The organism is Amphibacillus cookii (assembly GCF_016908375.1).
In the GTDB taxonomy this organism is placed as follows: domain Bacteria; phylum Bacillota; class Bacilli; order Bacillales; family Amphibacillaceae; genus Amphibacillus_C; species Amphibacillus_C cookii.
In genome coordinates, this window is sequence record NZ_JAFBDS010000001.1 from 266,847 (window position 1) to 284,021 (window position 17,175).

At 37.3% G+C, this 17,175-nt stretch carries 10 protein-coding genes; 9 read left to right on the forward strand and 1 reads right to left on the reverse strand.

The window, feature by feature from the left end; genetic code table 11:
* The first annotated feature begins 259 nt into the window (after positions 1-259).
* From JOE23_RS01100 to JOE23_RS01140, 9 genes are all read left to right on the forward strand, one after another.
* Positions 260-1,105, forward strand: a complete 846-nt coding sequence (locus JOE23_RS01100) for an AraC family transcriptional regulator (protein WP_204435449.1) — start codon at positions 260-262, stop codon at positions 1,103-1,105.
* 319 nt (positions 1,106-1,424) lie between these two features.
* Positions 1,425-2,675: a sugar ABC transporter substrate-binding protein gene (locus JOE23_RS01105; protein WP_204435450.1), complete on the forward strand. Its 1,251-nt coding sequence runs from the start codon at positions 1,425-1,427 to the stop codon at positions 2,673-2,675.
* A gap of 61 nt (positions 2,676-2,736) precedes the next feature.
* A complete protein-coding gene (locus JOE23_RS01110) occupies positions 2,737-4,044 on the forward strand; it encodes a carbohydrate ABC transporter permease (protein ID WP_204435451.1) in 1,308 nt (435 codons plus the stop codon).
* Complete coding sequence (locus JOE23_RS01115) at positions 4,044-4,886, forward strand: sugar ABC transporter permease (RefSeq protein WP_204435452.1); 843 nt, start codon at positions 4,044-4,046, stop codon at positions 4,884-4,886. Before JOE23_RS01110 ends, JOE23_RS01115 begins: the two co-directional genes overlap by 1 nt.
* Positions 4,887-4,926: 40 nt before the next feature.
* On the forward strand, positions 4,927-6,072 hold the full coding sequence (locus JOE23_RS01120; protein ID WP_204435453.1) for a glycoside hydrolase family 53 protein: 1,146 nt from the start codon (positions 4,927-4,929) through the stop codon (positions 6,070-6,072).
* Positions 6,073-6,158: 86 nt separating this feature from the next.
* The gene (locus JOE23_RS01125; protein ID WP_204435454.1) at positions 6,159-7,823 is read left to right on the forward strand and encodes a glycoside hydrolase family 53 protein; all 1,665 of its coding nucleotides are present in this window, start codon (positions 6,159-6,161) and stop codon (positions 7,821-7,823) included.
* 142 nt (positions 7,824-7,965) lie between these two features.
* The gene (locus tag JOE23_RS01130) at positions 7,966-10,032 is read left to right on the forward strand and encodes a beta-galactosidase (RefSeq protein ID WP_204435455.1); all 2,067 of its coding nucleotides are present in this window, start codon (positions 7,966-7,968) and stop codon (positions 10,030-10,032) included.
* 410 nt (positions 10,033-10,442) lie between these two features.
* The gene (locus JOE23_RS01135) at positions 10,443-12,182 is read left to right on the forward strand and encodes a phospho-sugar mutase (RefSeq protein ID WP_204435456.1); all 1,740 of its coding nucleotides are present in this window, start codon (positions 10,443-10,445) and stop codon (positions 12,180-12,182) included.
* A 354-nt stretch (positions 12,183-12,536) separates the two neighbouring features.
* Positions 12,537-15,074 (forward strand): PEP/pyruvate-binding domain-containing protein, encoded by a 2,538-nt coding sequence (locus JOE23_RS01140; protein ID WP_204435457.1) that lies wholly within the window; start codon positions 12,537-12,539, stop codon positions 15,072-15,074.
* A 211-nt stretch (positions 15,075-15,285) separates the two neighbouring features.
* On the opposite strand, the gene JOE23_RS01145 is transcribed toward JOE23_RS01140, so the two are convergent.
* Positions 15,286-17,154 carry a PTS fructose transporter subunit IIABC gene (locus JOE23_RS01145; protein ID WP_204435458.1) on the reverse strand — a complete coding sequence of 623 codons (1,869 nt, stop codon included), beginning with the start codon at positions 17,152-17,154 and terminating at the stop codon, positions 15,286-15,288.
* Positions 17,155-17,175 lie beyond the last annotated feature (21 nt).

The following is a 17,175-nucleotide window of genomic DNA, read 5'->3' on the forward strand; positions in this document are numbered from 1 at the left end:
GATTCGCTCAGTTAACCATCAGTGGGCGGGTAAAATCGTAGACTAAGACCGCCACGTCCTGTGGCAAAGTCTGCATGACCTACATCCTGTAGTCCTCCGTCCATTGGTTGAAGATTCGTTTTATGTTACTTCCACTTTAAGAATAAATCATGATTGCTTTCCCCCTCGATTTTAACTTAAATTAAAGTAGGAACTTTTCACTATAGATAAAATTATCTATAATATAGATGAAGTCAAATATGCAAAGGTTGGGGTTTATTTGAAAAAGAAAATACGTTATACTTTTTCATCTTCAGAGAAAACATTGCCCATTTATATGGATAGCATCGGCTATAATCATCAAGAGCTTGATTTTGATCGACCTGAAGGTTATCCATATTATCATTGGCTCCAAACCATCAAAGGAGAAGGGTTGTTAGAGTTTGCAGATCAGCGATTGATCCTTGAAGAAGGCCGTGGTGTATTATTAGCACCTTACACACCACATAAGTATCATCCGAATTATGATAAAACGAGTCAATGGTCAACTGTTTATTTGACTTTTAGTGGAGCGGCAATTGATCGTATTCTTAATGCATTGCAGATGAATTATTCTGCCGTTTACCGTGAGACAGAATCAAATCTTTTCTATCACTTTATTAAAGAGATCTTTACTTTTATTGAAGCGGAACAGCCATACCGCACGTTAATCGACTACGATTTGTCAACTAAACTTTATGAGTTTATGATTTTAATAAAGAAATATGGTAAGTTAGATGATCGCCTATCAACGATCCAATCTTATGATAAAATTCGTCCTATTGTTGAATGGCTAGAGCGTGTATACCCTGAAAATATAGGGTTACTTGAAATTTCTGAACAAGCTAATATTAGTTCTCAACATTTAAATAAGCTCTTTCATGATACGTTTGGAATGAGTCCGTATTCGTTTTTGGTTCAATTAAGGATGCGGGAAGCAAAACGGTTATTGCTCACAGATGTTCATTTAACGTTGAAAGATATTGCGCAGCAAGTTGGCTTTAACGCAGTTAGCCATTTTGTAACCACATTTAAAAACCGTGAAGGAATAACACCAAAGCAATATCGTGATTTGCATGTTAAATAGAGGTGTGCATTTCCTAAACTATTGACAGTGATAAACTTAGCTAGAAAGATTAGTTCTAATCAATCTGGTTAGGCTTATCACAGATAACCGACAGTAAAACACCCGTCTCAAAATAGAGAGTAGAGATCATGGACGGCTAATGTCCTGATTCACTCAATGACCAATCAGTGGGGGAAGAACAAAAATGCTCATTGATTTGGAGGGTCATTTTTTTAAGAATATGAACTTTAAATAGAATATTATTATATATCAATAATTATGTAAGCGCTTTATAATGAGTTTATAAGTTAATTTAATTTATGAAATAGGAGGTTATATGATGAAAAAAAGAAATCATTTATTTTTAATGACATTACTATTGATGACAGCACTAACAATGATCGCGTGTGAACCTGATCGAGGGGAAGGAACTTCTGGTGAAGAAGTTTCAGAAGGAGAAATGCCCGAAAAACCAGACGAATTGATTGTTTGGGTAAATGATGAAGAAGTTGCGCAAGAAGCTGCTCGGGAAATGTTTGCGAATTATACTGATGAAACAGGAATTGAGGTTGTTATGGAGACGGTACCCATGCCTGATCAAGTTCAACGTTTAGCATTGGCTGGACCTGCAGGAGACGGTCCAGATATATTCTTCCAACCCCAAGACCGCCTAGGAGATGTCGTGGCGCAAGGTTTGTCCATGCCAATCACTTTTACTGATGAAGAATTATCACAATATAGTGAAGCAGCGATTGATGCTTTTACTTACGAAGGTGAAATTTATGGAGCACCAGTAGCAATTGAAACCTATTTCATTTATTACAATAAATCATTGATCGATGAAGTTCCAGAAACAATTGATGAAGTTTTTGATATGAGCCTAGAACTTACAAATAGAGACAATGACGAGTATGGTTTTCTCATTTCACCAGAATTCTATTACTTATACTCATTTATTAACAGTAATGGTGGTTATATCTTTGGTGAAGAAGAGGGTGTATACGATATAGAAGATATTGGTCTTGATAATGAAGGTGCCATACAAGGGTTTGAAGATTATATGCAGTTTATTAATGAAGGTGTTTTACCAAGAACAGTAACAGTAGATGTGTTGGATGGTTTATTTACTGAAGGTAAGGTTGGACTGGTCGTAAACGGACCATGGAACATCCCGATTTACCGTGAAGCATTAGGTGAAGATTTAGCTACTGCTCCATTACCTAAAATGGGTGGTGAGCATGCGCCTTCTTTTGTTGGTGTGAAGTCTTGGCTAATATCGTCATATACTGAAAATCCTGAATGGGCAATGGACTTGGCAAAATATTTAACAAGCGATGAGAGTGCAGAATTAAATTATCAAATAAGTGGGGAACTACCGCCTAGGCCCGATGTGTTTGATATCGTAGACGATCCTATTTATGATGGTTACACGCAACAGATTGAATTTGGTACGCCGATGCCCAATATACCAGAAATGTCAGCAGTTTGGGATATGGACGATGCGATTCAATTAATTATCAATGGTGAGGACATAGAAGAAGTACTACAAGAAACAGTACAAAATATCAAAGATAAAATAGATTTGTATTAATGAAGTGGTTTTGAGCAGAATTTGTGTTCTGCTCAAAACCTATTATAAGTGAGGGATGGCAATGGCAGATGATCAATTAGTAACAGGAAATATTAATAAAAAGCATAACCCTAAGTTAGCTATGATTCTATCTATTATATTTGCAGGTCTAGGCCAACTTTACAATAAGAGATATTTAAAAGGTTTTATTTTTATTATATTAGAAATAGCTTTTATCATTACGCTAATTGACTTTATTGGGCTAGGGTTGTGGGGGATTATAACATTAGGAACGATACCCGTTACAGATCATTCGATATTTTTGTTAGTGTATGGTTTGATTTCAATCATTATTATTTTATTTGCAGTTCTGTTTTATTTTTTAAATGTTCACGATGCAAGAAAGCAGGCGAAACAAATAAAAGCGGGCTGGAAAGCACCAAGTTTATTTGACTCTGTAAAAGAAGGCTATGATAAATCATTTGTATACTTATTAACAACTCCTGGATTAATATTACTTGTATTTACTGTTGTATTACCTTTATTGTTTGCAGTATCTTTAGCATTTACTAATTACGATCTATACAACTCTCCACCTAGAAATTTATTAGATTGGGTAGGTTTTGAAAATTTCAAATCCCTTTTAACAGTCCCATTATGGAGAAATACTTTTTTTTCAGTTTTTTCATGGACGATTGTTTGGACATTAGTGGCTACTTCCTTTCAAATTGCTCTCGGTTTATTTCTAGCTGTGTTAGCTAACGACAGTAGAGTAAAGTTCAAGAAATTCTTTAGAACCATTTTAATTCTGCCATGGGCAGTACCTGGTTTTGTGTCTATTTTGATTTTTGCAGCTATGTTTAATGATGATTTTGGAACAATTAATAGAGACATCATTATACCGCTGTTCGGAGGTAGCGGCATAAATTGGCTGTCAGATCCTTTTTATACAAGAATAGCGTTAATATTTATCCAAACTTGGCTAGGTTACCCATTTATTTTTGCCTTATTCTCTGGTGTTTTACAAAGTATTTCGAAAGATTGGTATGAGGCAGCTGAAGTTGATGGTGCAACACGTTGGCAAAAATTCAAAAATATTACTTTACCACACGTTTTGTTTGCTACGGCACCATTACTAATTATTCAATATACAACAAATTTTAACAATTTTAATGTCATCTATTTATTTAATGAAGGAGGCCCAGCTGTAAAAGGGCAAAATGCTGGAGGTACGGATATATTAATTTCTTGGGTATACAAATTAACATTCGAAACAAATAATTTTAGCATGGCAGCTGCAATCTCGTTGATTATAGGTATACTAATTTCCTTATTTGCCATATTTCAGTTTAGAAAAACAAGCTCATTTAAAGAGGAGGGACAAATTTAATGAATAGAAAACTTAAAAACACGATAGAAATGATAGGGGTTTACTCTGTCTTTGGTTTTATGTCCATTATGATATTGTACCCTCTGTTATGGGCTTTGGGGATGTCTTTAAATGAGGGCACAAGTTTATATTCTTCTTCAATCATTCCTGAGAATTGGTCATTGGTCCATTATCAATGGCTGTTCACTGATCCGAATAGCAATTATGTGAATTGGTATAAAAATAGTATGATTGTATCTGGCTCTAATGCGATTTTATCTGTGATCATGACGTCTTTAGTAGCTTATGCCTTTTCTAGATATAAATTTGTTGGGAGAAAAGCAGGATTATACACGTTTCTTATTTTGCAAATGTTTCCGGCAATGATGGCAATGGTAGCACTCTATATATTATTAAATTTAATCGGACTTCTGGATACTTTATCTGGGCTGATTTTAATATATGTTGGTGGGCAAATTCCTTTTAATGCTTGGCTTGTCAAAGGTTACTTAGATACGATACCAAGAGAATTAGATGAATCAGCACGTATAGATGGTGCGGGGCATTTAACAGTGTTTGTAAAAATCATTCTACCACTAGCTAAGCCAATCCTTGCAGTGGTCGCTTTATTCAATTTTATGACCCCTTTGTTTGACTTTTTATTGCCGTCTATTATATTACACAGTCAAAAAAACTACACAATTGCGCTAGGATTATTTAATTTCATTAATGATCAATTTTCAAATAATTTTACTAGATTTGCAGCTGGAGCAATGTTAATCGCTATTCCAGTTTCAATCATCTATTTATTTTTACAGAAATATTTAATTTCCGGATTAACTTCTGGTGGAACTAAAGGTTAGCGGAAGTATTACTTTTAAGTAAGGAAGGGAAGAAAGACTGATGACATTACAAATTAAAGGTGTAGATATCTCTTCATTAAATGAAGTTGAATCTTTTGGAGGTGCTTTTTATCTTAATGGTGAAAAAAAGGATCTTTTTGAAATTTTACAATTAAAAGGTATTAATGCGATTAGATTAAGAGTCTGGGTTGACCCATACGATCAAGAAGGAAAACCTTACTTAGGTGGAACAAATGACTTAGATACAACGATTAAATTGGCTACAAGACTGAAGATGCATGGATTTAAATTTATTTTAAATTTACATTATAGTGATTTTTGGACCGACCCTAAAAAACAGCAAAAGCCTAAGAAATGGACGAATATATTTGGAGAAGCATTAGAAAAACGTGTTTATCAATATACGAGAGAGGTGCTTCAAACGCTTAATGAACTAGATTTGATGCCTGAGTATATTCAAATTGGTAATGAAATCACAAATGGAATGCTTTGGCCAGACGGAAGAACACCTACTTATTTATTTGAAGAAAGAAAATTTGAAGATATAGCGTTACCTGCTAAAGAGGAAGCATTTGATCATTTAGTTAAACTATTAAATGCGGGTGTTTCTGCCACTAGAGAAATGCGACCAGCCAAAGATCTAAAAATCATTATTCATTTGGATTTTGGAGGTGCTAATGATCTCTATCGGGGTTGGTTTGATGAAATAATAAAAAGACATTTAGATTTTGATATTATTGCACTTTCTTACTACCCTTATTGGCATGGATCTTTACAAGATTTAGAATTGAACCTTAACGATATTATTGCAAGGTACGAGAAAGACATTTTAATTGCTGAAACGGCTTATGCTTTTACTGATAAAGTACCTAAAGGAGAAGATAGTATCTTTAATTCTACTTTATCTGATAAAGCTGGATACCCACCAACTGTCAAAGGACAATTTACTTTTTTAAAAGATTTAATATTATTAATAGATAATATTAAATACAAAGATAAATTAGGTTTAGGCATCATATATTGGGAGCCTGCTTGGTTGCCAGTAGGCGAGACAAGTTGGGCTAGCTATGCAGGGATGTTATATGGTGATGATGTGGCTAAGCCAGGCAATCATTGGGCTAATCAAGGGTTATTTGACTTTCAAGGGAACGCATTAGAATCATTAAATGTATTTGGCATCAAATAATCTCTCTTAGTAAATGACAACTTGTAAATAACTTATTTAAAAATACTAATGAGATTAGATAAATTTTAAATAAGGAGAAGATGTAAATGAGAAAGTGGAAGAAATTGGTCCTTTTGGTGACGGTTAGTGCTTTAATGATTTTCTTTTCACCTCTATATCAACATTTTTTTGTTCAAGGTACCGAGAGTGTTCTAGCTGCTGATCATCCATTTATCTTTGGTGGGGATGTGTCTATGCTAGAAGAAGTGGAAAGCTTGGGTGGGGTATTTTATGAAGCCGGTATTGAGAAGGATCCACTAGAAATAATGAGTGACAATGGAATGAATTATGTTCGCTTACGTTTATGGGTTGATCCTTATGATAGTGAAGGTAATCCGTATGGTGGAGGTACTAATGACTTAGAAACTACCATTGCTTTAGCAAAAAGGGCTAAAGCAGAAGGAATGAATATATTACTAGACTTTCATTATAGTGATTTTTGGGCAGATCCTGGAAAACAAAATAAGCCCAAAGCTTGGCAAGGATTATCATACAGTCAACTTCTGCAGGAGGTATACCAATATAGTCGTGGTGTAATAGAAACCATGTATAATGAAGGTGTTATGCCGAGTATGGTACAAGTTGGAAATGAGATTACTTCTGGTATGCTATGGGACGAGGGCAAAGTAGGAGATGGATTAGACGATTTTACACAATTAGGGGAATTATTATCGGCAGGAATTGCCGGCATTAAAGATGCAGCACCTCAAAGTGATGAGATTGAAATCGTATTGCATATTGATCATGGGGGTGATAATCAATTATATAGATGGTGGTTTGATTCAATAACTGAACAAAATGTAGACTTTGATATTATAGGTCTATCCTTTTATCCGTTTTGGCATGGGACAATGGGAGAACTTCATTACAATCTAAACGATATAAGTAGAAGATATCAAAAAGATGTGTTGATTGTAGAAACTTCTTATGCCTTCACGTTAGAAGATGGGGATGGTTTCGGCAATTCATTTTATGTCAATGAAGAGAATATAGGCGGCTATCCAGCCACACCAAATGGTCAGGCGGATTTTTTAAGAGATTTAAGGGAAATTATCGAAGATGTTCCGAATAATAGAGGAAGAGGGATTATTTGGTGGGAACCTACATGGTTGCCTGTAGAAGGGGCCCATTGGGGTACAGAAGCTGGTAAGCTATATAATAATGATACGGGACTATTATCAAATCCATGGGATAATCAGACGTTATTCGATTTTGAAGGTAATCTTCTTAGTAGTGTTGCTGTATTTAGTGAAAATCCTCCATTAAATTTAGTTAGTAATCATAGCTTTGAGCAAGATGGTTGGACAAATAACCCAACCAATTGGGGAGTATGGGCCGAAGATGCAAACGATAGTGATGCAGTGTTCGTTGAAGGACCAGCTGTGAAAGGTGACTATAAATTAACGCATTGGAAGAATAATCCATACGCAGTTTCGACCTATCAAGTGATCACAAATTTAGAAGATGGAGAATATAATTTTACAGCATGGATGCTAAACAGTGGGGGGCAGGATGCGGCATATATTTATGCGAAGAATTATGGAGGTATAGAAAGACAAACCATTTTGCCTGTTAGTCCAAATAGTTGGAAAAAAGTAGAGATAAATAATATTCAAGTAACGAATGGACAATGTGAAATAGGGGTCATCTCCTATGCAAATGCAGGTAATTGGATAAACCTAGACAATGTAAAATTTTATAAAGTTAATTAGTGATGTTATGCATACTATTGTTTATAGTTTTTTTGAATAAAGCAATTTAATTTTATGGTGAAATATAGTACAATAACAACAGTTAGTTAATTTAATTAATTAACTGTTGTTATATTTTTAAATACTAGAATTCTCAGTTAGGATGATTGAAATGTTTAAACCGATCAGTAACAAATTACCGAAATTATTACATGGTGCAGATTATAATCCAGAACAATGGCTTGCTTACCCAGAAGTCTTTGAAGAAGATTTGCGTCTTATGAAATTAGCTAATTGTAATGTGATGTCAGTTGGCATTTTTTCGTGGGCGAAATTAGAGCCAGAAGAAGGGGTCTTTGATTTTGAATGGTTAGATCAAGTCATTGATCGGCTCCATGACAATGGGGTATCAGTCTTTTTGGCGACACCCAGTGGTGCACGTCCAACTTGGATGTCAGAAAAGTACCCAGAAGTATTACGAGTAGAGAAAAATCGTGTTCGTAATTTACATGGTATGCGCCATAACCATTGTTTCACTTCACCCGTTTATCGTGAGAAAACGGAGATTATGAATACGAAATTAGCGGAGCGTTATAGCGATCATCCAGGTGTGTTAGGTTGGCATATCTCTAATGAATATGGTGGTGAATGCCATTGTGATTATTGTCAAGAAGCTTTTCGCAATTGGGTGAAAGCCAAATATCAAACGTTAGATGCACTAAATCATGCGTGGTGGACAACCTTTTGGAGTCATACTTATACCAGTTGGTCTCAAGTTGAATCACCAGCTCCACACGGCGAGACTATGGTACATGGTCAAAACCTGGATTGGAAGCGCTTCGTCACCGACCAAACATTAGATTTTTATCGTCATGAAGTCAAACCACTTAAAGTAAAAAATCCTGATTTACCCGTTACAGCTAATTTCATGGAGCTCTTTGAGGGGTTAAATTATGATAAATTTGCAGATGATCTAGATGTTGTGTCTTGGGATTCATATCCAACTTGGCATGATGCTAAAGATCAACGTGGTGTTGCTGCTTATACAGCGATGAATCATGATTGGTTCCGTTCGCTAAAGGGAGGACAACCATTTTTGTTGATGGAAAGTACACCAAGTCTCACCAATTGGCAAGATATTAGCAAATTAAAGAAGCCTGGCATGCACATATTGTCGTCATTACAGGCAGTCGCTCATGGATCGGACTCTGTTCAGTATTTTCAATGGCGGAAAAGTCGCGGGTCAAGTGAAAAGTTTCACGGTGCAGTTGTCGACCATGCTGGCCATGAACACACCCGTGTTTTTAAAGAAGTTGCAGAATTAGGTGAAACATTGACTAAATTAGATGGTCTTGTTGGTGCCTCTGTGGAGCCAGAAGTAGCCATTATTTTTGATACAGAAAACCGTTGGGCGATAAATGATGCTCAAGGTCCGCGGAATATTGGTATTCATTATGAGCGTACCGTTCAAGAACATTATCAAGCATTTTGGGAACAAGGCATCCCGGTTGATGTGATTGGAATGGAGCGAGATTTATCATCATATAAGTTGGTCATTGCACCGATGCTCTATATGGTCAAAGCAGGTGTGGGGGAACGAATTGAGCAGTTTGTTGAGACTGGCGGAACATTCGTAACGACTTATTGGTCGGGTATTGTGAATGAGACTGATCTTTGTTTCCTAAATGGTTTTCCAGGTCCACTTCGTAAAACGTTAGGTATCTGGTCGGAAGAAATTGATGCATTGTACGCCCATGAAACCAATGCTATTCAAATTAATAAGGCAAATCAACTGGGGTTATCAGGGCGCTATCAAGTGCGAGATCTATGTGATTTAATTCATTTAGAGGGTGCGACTCCGTTAGCTAATTATCAAGATGATTTTTATCAAGGTCGCCCTGCATTAACGGTAAATCAATTGGGTACAGGAAAGGCATACTATATGGCTGCTAGACAAACACTTGATTTCAATCGTGATTTTTACCGTGCTTTAGCAAAGCAACTGGATTTAAAACCTGTGATTGATCAAGCATTACCAGACGGTGTAACCGTTCAACAACGTTCAAATGAAACAACAGATTTCGTATTTGTGCAAAATTATTCTGATCAGGTCCGTGTGGTTACCCTAGATGATCATGATTATAAAGATGTTAAAACAAATGAGACGATTACAGGTTCAATTTTACTTGAAGGCTATTCGATTAAAGTGTTAGAGCGGTCGAGAATGTAAGGGCATACTCATTATCGAGTAAGAAAAGAACACTAATCAAAAGTGATGAGCATACTATCATCCGAGCTCGGTTCAAATATATTTGAATCAAGTTCGGATTTGCTTTGTTGTTAGCTAATTCACAGATAACCGCCTGCAAACCGCCCACCATAAAGTAGAGAGCAGTGGTCAATCTATTTAGATGGGCGGTAACAGCCGGTAATGCCCTGATTCACTCAAAGAACCTGTAATCAGTGGGAGAAGAACGAAAATGCCCACTGATTGAAGGCTTGTTTTATATGATCAAAGCAAAACGAAGAACCTTATAATAAGACAAGTTTTTCTAAATTTTTTAACCAAGTAGACATAAATTTTTGTTATAATGAAAAGGGTATCAATTTAAAAGGAAATTTCGAAGCGGAGGCGATTCAATGCGTTGGCAACATACATATAAACAATGGCATCAATACACAGATCTAGACCAAGAGTTACGACAGCAGTTAGATGAGCTAGCAGTTGACCAAAAAAAATTAGAAGATTGCTTTTATAAAAACTTGGCATTTGGAACAGGTGGTATGCGTGGTGAGCTAGGACCGGGACCAAACCGAATGAATATTTATACGATTCGTAAAGCTGCCTATGGATTGGCACAATATATTTTAGAACAAGGTGAGCAAGCTAAGCATAGTGGCGTAGCCATTGCTTATGACTGTCGTTTTAAATCACCACTATTTGCAATGGAAGCTGCTAAAACGTTAGCAACACATGGTATTAAGGCTTATGTGTTTGAATCCTTACGTTCAACGCCGGAACTATCGTTTGCGGTTCGACATCTTAAAGCGTTTAGTGGCATTATGGTAACCGCAAGCCATAATCCACCTGAATATAATGGTTTTAAAGTATACAATGATGATGGTGGACAAGTTGGTCTTGATATGGCGGCAGATATTATCGCGAAGGTAAATGCAGTAGAAAATGAGTTGACCGTTCAAGTCGAACAAGAACAAACACTAAAAGCAAATGGTCTGATTGAAATGATTGGCGCTGATGTTGATCAGGCGTATCAAACACATTTACAAACGGTTGTTCAGCAACCCGAAATGATTGAAGCAGTCGCTGATCAACTCAAGATTATTTACACACCACTTCATGGTACAGGGAACATCCCGGTACTACGCGCACTTCAATCTATGGGTTTTCAACATGTTGATGTGGTACCAGAGCAAGAGCAACCCGATCCAACATTTGGTACGGTAAAGTCACCAAATCCTGAAGAACATGAAGCATTTACGCTTGCAATTGAACAAGGTAAGAAGTCGGGAGCAGACCTGTTGATTGGAACAGACCCGGATGCTGACCGTGTTGGTGTTGCGACAAAGAATAATGAAGGACATTATGTGGTGTTAACTGGAAATCAAGTGGGTGCTTTAATGCTTGACTATTTAATTGTAGCAAAAAAAGCGCAAGGAACGCTTCAAGCTAATGCAACCGTATTTAAGACCATTGTAACAAGTGAATTAGGAAGAGATATCGCAAAGGCGCATGGCTTAGAAACGATTGATACACTAACAGGCTTTAAATTTATTGGCGAAAAGATCAAGCAGTACGAAGAAACCGGAGAACGTAGTTTCTTATTTGGTTATGAAGAAAGTTATGGCTATTTAGTTGGGGACTTTGTTCGAGATAAAGATGCTGTACAAGCTAGTATGTTAGTAGCTGAAGTGGCTGCTTACTATAAAGAGCAAGGAAAAACACTCTACCAAGGCTTACAGGATGTCTTTAAGAGATATGGATACTATTATGAAGGGTTACAATCATTGACATTAAAAGGGAAAGATGGTGCTGAACAAATTGATGCCTTATTAGTTGATTTTCGTCAAAGACCACCTAAATCAATTGCTAATCAAGAAATCGTCACTATTGAAGATTATCACATGAGTGAACGCATCGATGTGTTCGGCCAAACTACTGAGCCGATTACTTTACCAAAATCGAATGTTTTAAAATACTTTTTAGCAGATGGTTCATGGTTTTGTGTCCGACCATCAGGCACTGAGCCAAAAATTAAATTTTATTTTGCTGTTAATGGAGAAACAGAAGCTGAAACAAAAGCTAAGTTAAATAAAATTGAAACAGAAGTCATGGCTCGTGTCGATGATTTCTTAAATTAATTCAAAAACGACTTTCATTAATCAGTATGGAAGTCGTTTTTTCTATTAGCAGAAGAAATAGATGAGACACCTGCGGGACTCCACAGAGGGATTTGCGAGGAGGCTCGGCTATTCGTCTGCGGAAAGCAAGTGTATTTCCTCTGTGGTCCCTTTTATTTTTGATAGCGTTTTTTATAAAGAGATGACGGAGTGAATTTTGCCCCACCTTGAAAAAATTTACCGCATTCAACTTTATCGTCATCTTAAATTCATATCGCAATGTTATATGATAACATTCTGTATTTAACATAGAAAAAGTGGAATAGAAAAAGGTATAGTTGAAGAAGAGATAAGATATATAAGGAGGCGTATGTTATGGTTCAGAAGGTGTCGACTGGTATTAAGGGTTTTGATCATACGATTGATGGACTTCGGTTAGGGGATAACGTCGTCTGGCAAGTTGATCATATCGACAGTTATCAGCGTGTTGTTCGATCTTATGTCGATCAAGCTTTATCAGATCAACGGCGTCTTATCTATGTTCGATTTGGTCAACATGAACCCTTATTAGAAGAAGGATTTGTTCCGGTTTATCATGTTGATGCTTCGCAAGGTTTTGAATATTTTGCTACTGAAGTTCATCGTTTAATTGAAGAAGAAGGTCCTGAAGTTTTCTATGTATTTGACTGTTTAACGGATTTATTAGAGCAATGGTGTTCCGATTTAATGATTGGAAATTTTTTTAAAGTATGTTGTCCTTATTTATATGAATTAGACACCGTTGCTTATTTTGCTTTGATTCGTAATGTGCATACGTATTCAACGATTGCACGTATTCGTGAAACGACACAAGTGTTGCTTGATCTTTATTCAGTTGATCAACATCATTATATTCATCCAATAAAAGTTTGGGAGCGTTACTCACCAACGATGTTTTTTCCGCATTTAATTAAGGGAGATCAAGTGAAAAGCATCACTTCAAGTTCAGAAGCTGCTGCATTATTTAGCCATATTAATCGAATTGAAGAGCGCCCCGATTATTGGGATGCATTGTTTCAAGAGGCAGCATCGTATTTAACGGTAAAAGATGGTGAAAAAGATAAGATGAAGCGTAAGTTGATGTCTTTATTAATTGGTGAACAATCACGTATGTTTGAATTATGTGATCGTTATTTTACTTTAGCTGATATTCTCCGTATTGCCGAACGGGAAATTGGAACGGGCTTTATCGGTGGAAAAAGTGTTGGGATGCTATTAGCAAGAAAAATATTAGTAACAGACCCGGAAGATCGATTCTCTTCATATCTAGAAGCACATGATTCGTTTTATATAGGTTCGGATATCTTTTACACTTACATCGTACAAAATGGTTGGTGGAAAGATCGTGTTTACCAAAAGACAGAAGCAGGCTATTATCCTTTTGCAAAAAAGCTTCAGGAAAAGTTACTAAGGGGTATGTTTCCTAATCATATTAAAGAACAGTTTACGCAAATGCTTGCTTATTTTGGACAGTCACCGATTATTGTTCGATCAAGCTCATTACTAGAAGATAATTTTGGTAATGCTTTTGCAGGGAAATATGACAGTGTGTTTTGTATAAACCAAGGTACACCAGAGCAACGTTATCAAGCATTTGAGGATGCGATTCGCCAAGTGTATGCAAGCACGATGAATCCGGAAGCATTAGAATATCGCCTCAATCGTGGACTTGCTATGAAGGATGAACAAATGGCAATATTGGTGCAACGTGTATCAGGTGATCAATATAAGGATTATTTCTTTCCACACCTTGCTGGTGTCGGGAATTCATCTAATTTATATGTGTGGGATAAGGACGTTGATATGCAAGCAGGCATGTTAAGACTTGTATTCGGCTTAGGAACACGTGCGGTTGATCGAACAGTAGACGATTATGCGAGAATAGTCACACTTGATAAGCCAACTCGAAAACCACTCGTGCACAAAGAAGATGAGAAGAAATATTCACAACAAGCGGTTGACCTTTTAAGTCTTCGGGAGTGTCAATTAACAAGTGTTAAAGCTGATCATGTATTGAGTCAAGTATTAAATGTAGATCGTCGTTTATTTGCAACGATAGATCATTTAGCGGGGATGCGCCTACGAGAATTAGGTTATCAAGATCACCCTGATCCTCATATTATAGATTTTAAGCGATTATTGAACAAAACAGCTTTTCCCCAATTAATGAAAGATATGCTTAAACGTTTATCCGATGTTTATGCCTATCCCGTTGATATTGAATTCACAGGAAATTTTACATCAGAAGATGTTTTTAAGATAAATCTTGTTCAATGTCGTCCTTTGCAAACACGAGGATTAGGAAAAACAGTTCCGATCAAACAGCGATTAGCTGACGAAGATTGTTTGATTGAAACAGCCGGACACTTTATGGGTGGTAACATACGTCTACCCATTGATTATATTATCCATGTTGATGTTGAGCGTTACCTTGATTTGATGGAACAAAATAAATACGCTGTCGCAAGACAAATTGGTCAGTTAACACGTTATTTTAAAGACAAGACCCTTATGCTAATTGGTCCGGGGCGTTGGGGAACATCCACGCCTTCTTTAGGTGTTCCTGTTCATTTTAGTGAGATTCAACATGTTGATGTCATTTGCGAGGTTGCTTCACCCGAAAAAGGTTTTGAACCTGAATTATCATATGGAAGTCACTTTTTTCAAGATATGGTTGAATCGAATATTTTTTATGCAGCCGTTTTTGAAGGAAGTGAAGGGGTTCATTTTGATCCTAATTATTTATCGCGTTATCCAGAGGTAAAGTTAGATATAATGAATAAAGAAGAGACGAAACAAGCACTGACATGTGTGAAAGCAAATGGAATGGAGCTGCAGGCAGATATTATTCAGCAATTGCTAATCTGTCGGTAAAATAAAAGAACCTCCAACAAGAGCCGGATATTCTAACATCCATACGTCACTGTAAGTAGGAGGATCTTTTCGTTCATTCAATATTCACCACCCGTCTCAAAATAGAGAGCAGAGGTCAATCGATTGAGGTGGGTGGTAACGGTCGATAGTGTCCTGATTCACTCAACTAAAAAGCAGTGGGCGAAGAACCCCCACTGCTTGAAGTTTCGTTTTATTGCTCAAGTGGTTTCTTCAAGGCGCCTAATAACAGTGCAGAAACAATGGCGCCAATAATAATTGCAAGTAAATACATGAAACCACTACCTTCAACTAAGCCAATAACGAAAATACCACCATGCGGTGCAGGAAGACCGATATTAAACAGCATCGATAATGCACCAGCTACAGCAGAGCCTGCGACTAATGAAGGGATCACACGAACGGGGTCAGCAGCAGCGAAAGGAATCGCGCCTTCTGTAATAAAGCTAAACCCCATAATAATGTTTGTTTTCCCTGCGTCACGCTCTTCACCTGTAAATTTATTTTTAAATAAGAATGTAGCTAAAGCAATGCCGAGTGGTGGGACCATCCCGCCAGCCATAATCGCAGCATGAGGTGTTAAGAAACCTTCTGCGATCATTGCAATACCAAATGTATAAGCAGCTTTATTAATTGGACCACCCATGTCAATGGCCATCATTCCACCTAGAATAATACCGAGTAGGATAGCGTTTGTCGTTCCCATGCCTTGTAACCAATCACCTAAAGCATTATTAAACCAACTAACTGGGATTTCAATAACAAAGAACATTAACATTCCAGTGATAAAAATACCGAGCACTGGATAGATTAAGATGGTTTTGATACCTTCTAATGACTTCGGCATATTTGCAAATACACCTCTTAATGCAACAACAATGTAACCCGCTAAGAACCCTGCAATTAAACCACCAAGAAAGCCTGAATCTCCTTGTGCAGCCATAAAGCCGCCAACCATACCTGGGGCTAAGCCCGGTCGATCAGCAATACTCATTGCAATAAAACCGGCTAAAACAGGAATCATCAAACCAAATGCATTTCCGCCACCGATCGTATTTAGCGCCTCAGCGAATCGGTTATAATCAGCGTCACCAGGCACATGGGCTTCGATCCCAAACAGGAATCCAAGTGCAATCAAGATCCCTCCACCAACAACGAATGGTAACATATGTGAAACCCCGTTCATGAGATGGCGGTAAAAGGCATTTCCAGATTTCCCGGCTTTGCTTGTACGTTCACTCGTTTGACTTGAACCTTGATAGCGTGGGGCGTCATCGGCTAATGCTTGTGATATAAGGGCATCAGGTCTTCTAATTCCGTCAGTAACCCCTGCTTCAATAACGACTTTACCGGCAAATCGATCCATATCTACTTTCGTATCTGCAGCAATGATGATGGCGTCAGCAGCAGCAATTTCCTCATCTGTGAGGACGTTTTTTGCTCCACCTGATCCACGTGTTTCAACTTTAATATCGATGCCTAATTCTTTTGCTTTTGCCTTTAAGGCGTCTGCAGCCATAAAGGTGTGGGCAATTCCAGTCGGACAAGCAGTGACAGCTAAAAGTTGCTTATCACTATTTCCATTAGTTGCAGCGTTGTCTTGTTTTTCAACTTCTTTTTCGTCAATTGCTTGTAATATTTGATCAGCTGACGTTGCTTGTAAAAGTGTAGCGCGGAACTGTTCATCCATCAACATACTTGATAATCGAGCAAGTGTATCCAAATGCTCATTGTTTGCTCCTTCTGAAGCAGCAATCATAAAAAATAAGTGACTGGGCTGACCATCTAGTGCTTGGTAGTCAATTCCTGAACGTGAGCGGCCAAATGCGATGGCAGGTTGCTTAACCGCACTTGATTTCGCGTGGGGAATAGCGATACCATCACCAATTCCGGTTGAAGTATGTTGCTCTCGTTCGATAATAGCTGCTTTAAAGGCTTGTTTGTCTGAGAGCTTATTGGCCTGTTCTAATGAGTCTATTAAGTGATCAATGGCCTGATCCTTAGAATCAGCTGATAATTCAAGGTTAATCGTGTCTTTTCCTAATAAATCGGTAATTTTCATTGTTCAAACCCTCCTTGATTG

Bases quoted from the DNA above. Each gene is read 5' to 3' on its own strand.
- JOE23_RS01135 (WP_204435456.1), top strand. From the start codon at position 10,443: ATGCGTTGGCAACATACATATAAACAATGGCATCAATACACAGATCTA.
- JOE23_RS01125 (WP_204435454.1), top strand. From the start codon at position 6,159: ATGAGAAAGTGGAAGAAATTGGTCCTTTTGGTGACGGTTAGTGCTTTA.
- JOE23_RS01145 (WP_204435458.1), bottom strand. From the start codon at position 17,154: ATGAAAATTACCGATTTATTAGGAAAAGACACGATTAACCTTGAATTA.
- JOE23_RS01105 (WP_204435450.1), top strand. From the start codon at position 1,425: ATGAAAAAAAGAAATCATTTATTTTTAATGACATTACTATTGATGACA.
- JOE23_RS01120 (WP_204435453.1), top strand. From the start codon at position 4,927: ATGACATTACAAATTAAAGGTGTAGATATCTCTTCATTAAATGAAGTT.
- JOE23_RS01110 (WP_204435451.1), top strand. From the start codon at position 2,737: ATGGCAGATGATCAATTAGTAACAGGAAATATTAATAAAAAGCATAAC.
- JOE23_RS01130 (WP_204435455.1), top strand. From the start codon at position 7,966: ATGATTGAAATGTTTAAACCGATCAGTAACAAATTACCGAAATTATTA.
- JOE23_RS01115 (WP_204435452.1), top strand. From the start codon at position 4,044: ATGAATAGAAAACTTAAAAACACGATAGAAATGATAGGGGTTTACTCT.
- JOE23_RS01140 (WP_204435457.1), top strand. From the start codon at position 12,537: ATGGTTCAGAAGGTGTCGACTGGTATTAAGGGTTTTGATCATACGATT.